We start from the raw sequence: 2714 nt of genomic DNA on the forward strand, positions 1-2714 counted from the left end.
AGGGATCGGTCGACCTCGAGCAGGTCCGTACCTACGATCAGCATGGGTGCCTCCAAGCACCAAGCGACGGTCCTCCCATCCGGCCAAGGATTGAGGGAGGGCCGTTGCGCTTCGATGGACGTCATCACGCTCTCGTCGCCACGAAAAAAGGGCAACCCCTCAGGGCCGCCCGACACGCATGATCACCCTCAGTGACGCCAACCCACCCGTTGGTGGTCATCCACGATGTCGCTCAACACCCGCTCGCTGACCAGGTGGGTGACCGCCTCTGGCGATGGCTGTCGGGCCGGGTCGACACCTGGGTCCGCCACGATCACACCGACCGACGACGCGCGGGCCTGGCCGAGCTTGGCCGGCCGCTGGCAAGATTGCTGGAGGCGGTCTCCGACGAGAGCGGCGCGAGCATCACCAAGGCGCTGCGAGCCGCGGACGACAACGTCGTCGAGCTGCTGGTTCCGGCTCTCCGGGCACACCGACCGCCGTCGAGGGCCGCGGTCGTCGCCATCGCCCTGGACTGTCGTGACCGGTTGACCCGACTCGTCGAGCGTCCAGCGCGAGCGGACGACGACTGGTCGATCGAATGGACCGGCTGCGGTTGCGGGGAATGTCTCCGGCTCGCGAAGTTCCTGGGGTCTCGCTCCGAACGCACTCACGAGTGGCCGCTGGCCAAGCCCGGTCGCCAACACGTCCACGGACAGCTCGACCACGCCGGTCTGCCGGTCCGGCACACCACCCGGCGTCAGGGTCGGCCGTTCACTCTCACCCTGGAGAAGACCGAGGCGCTGTACCAGCAAGACCAGGACACCCGCCAGCAGGCGAAGCGCGACCTGGACTGGGTGGCGTCGACCGTATGGTGAGGCTCGCTCCTACCGCATCAGCGCTCGCAGCGCGTCCTGCCCCAGCTGCGTGATTACCGCGGGGTGCATGCGGTGGAACACCTGGCGGCCGTCGCGTTGTGAGCTGATCAGGCCGGCCTCGCGCATGAGCTTGAGGTGCCTGGAGACGGCGGGCTCGGTCTGGTTGGTGCGCCGGGCCAGGTCCGACGTCGTGATGGACTCCCCGATCAGGTGCCGGCACAGCTCCCACCGGGAGCCCGGGGTCCACCTTGACCATCACGTGCGGCCAGGTTCCGAGTGTTACACTTGCAGCACTTAGGCACGAGGAGCCGGGAGGCACCATGAGCACCGCACTGACCGAGGACGTCAAACTCCTCCGCTCGGGCCTTGCCAGCGAGCAGCCCGAGATCGAGGTGACCCTGCGCCTCCCTCGCGAGAGCGCCAAGAAGGTGCTCGCCCTGCTCGATGCCGAGCAGTCGGTCGGCGCGGTCGTCATCCCTGCCAAGCAGGAGTTCACCACGACCGAGGCGGCCAAGATCCTCGGTATGTCACGCCCAACCCTGATGAAGCTCATCGGCCGTGGGCGCGTCGACTTCCGCATGGTCGGCAAGCACCACCGCATCCCCGCGTCGGCGATTCAGGCCCTGCGCGAGCACCTCGATGAGGACCACATGGCCGTCGTCGCCACGCTCTCCAACAAGTACGGGAATCTCGATTGAGTCTGTCGGTCACGCTCGCCGACGCGAACATCCTGATCTCCCGCACGCTCCGTGATTACCTCGCGTACGCCGCGAAACTGGGTGCGATCGACATCAACTGGAGCGAGTCAATCCTTGATGAGACGACGCGCAACCTCATCAAGGTGTTTGGGCCCGTGGCCTGGGCGAGGCAAGCCCCGTGAGAGCCCCATCGGCAGTCCCGTGGAGCCCCTGAGGGCTGTCGTCGCGCGGGACGGCCTGGGCGGGACGGATCGGGAGCCGACTCGTTCGTGGCCGCCGCCCCCGACGGCCCACGAACGGATGCCGCTCTGGGACTGGTGTGACGCCCGATATCGGCGCACAGTTGGTACCGAAGCGCGCTACAGCCGTTTCGGTGGATTCGCCAGGTCCCTTCGTCCCGGGGGTGTCAGATGTTGCGCCAGAACCTTCCGCCCGACTACATGCCGGTACTCTCGCGCGGCCGGCATCGTCGTCCGGCACGCGGGGCGTGCTTCATGGAGTTCGCGTCCTTCCTCGCCGGGGAGGCGTGGAGCGACCACCCGGTCTGCACGCACCCCCTGCTCGCCACCCTCGCCCGGAACGTCAACGACCAGATGACCGACGAGGGTCGCCCGCGGCTCCTCCAGCTCGTGCCGTCGGTCGTGGGCCTCACGTGTGACGACCCGGCCGCCGATGCGCGGCTCGCCCTGCTGTGCGCGACGACCGCCATGCCCGTGGTGGCGGCCGACACGCAGCGGGTGCTGGCCGTCGGCATCCTGTCCGCCGAGCGCCGCCTGGCCGCGCTCGAGGGCCGGCCCGACGGCGACCTGACCGCACGCGGCCGCGAGATCCTCGCCGACGTGCCGCACGCCGCGGCATGGGCCCGCAGCTTCGCGTCCGCGATCCAGCCGTCGGAGTCGGGCTTCCACGACTCAGGTGCGCCGAGCATCGTGTGCTGCGCGATCCTCGGGATCGCCGTCGCCTGCATCCCGGACCGGGACGAGCGCCTGCTCAACCTGCTGCTCGACGGCATCGCCCTCGTGCGCGAGATGGCCACCGTTCAAGCGGCCGACGACACCCCACCGGTGGTCGTCCGGCGCCCGCAACGCGCCTCCGCCTGACCCGCCTCCGGCCTGACCCGTAACGTCCGAGCGTTGACGTCCTATAGGACGTCAACGCT

5 protein-coding genes are annotated in these 2714 nt (G+C 68.9%); 4 read left to right on the top strand and 1 reads right to left on the bottom strand.

What is annotated here, in order from left to right:
- Nucleotides 1-191: 191 nt before the first annotated feature.
- Nucleotides 192-857 (top strand): hypothetical protein, encoded by a 666-nt coding sequence (locus VIM26_RS11205; RefSeq protein WP_331951148.1) that lies wholly within the window; start codon nt 192-194, stop codon nt 855-857.
- Nucleotides 858-866: 9 nt separating this feature from the next.
- Here VIM26_RS11205 and VIM26_RS11210 read toward each other — a convergent pair whose 3' ends face one another.
- Entirely contained in the window at nt 867-1079 is a 213-nt protein-coding gene (locus VIM26_RS11210) for an ArsR/SmtB family transcription factor (protein ID WP_331951155.1), read from the bottom strand.
- Nucleotides 1080-1177: 98 nt separating this feature from the next.
- Between VIM26_RS11210 and VIM26_RS11215 the strand changes: the two genes are divergently transcribed.
- From VIM26_RS11215 to VIM26_RS11225, 3 genes are all read left to right on the top strand, one after another.
- A complete protein-coding gene (locus VIM26_RS11215) occupies nt 1178-1555 on the top strand; it encodes a helix-turn-helix domain-containing protein (RefSeq protein ID WP_331951149.1) in 378 nt (125 codons plus the stop codon).
- Complete coding sequence (locus tag VIM26_RS11220; RefSeq protein ID WP_331951151.1) at nt 1552-1737, top strand: hypothetical protein; 186 nt, start codon at nt 1552-1554, stop codon at nt 1735-1737. The genes VIM26_RS11215 and VIM26_RS11220 overlap by 4 nt, the downstream gene beginning before the upstream one ends.
- A 228-nt stretch (nt 1738-1965) precedes the next feature.
- The gene (locus VIM26_RS11225) at nt 1966-2655 is read left to right on the top strand and encodes a hypothetical protein (RefSeq protein ID WP_331951153.1); all 690 of its coding nucleotides are present in this window, start codon (nt 1966-1968) and stop codon (nt 2653-2655) included.
- Nucleotides 2656-2714: the final 59 nt, after the last annotated feature.

The organism is Pengzhenrongella sp. (assembly GCF_036565025.1).
Lineage (GTDB): Bacteria > Actinomycetota > Actinomycetes > Actinomycetales > Cellulomonadaceae > Pengzhenrongella.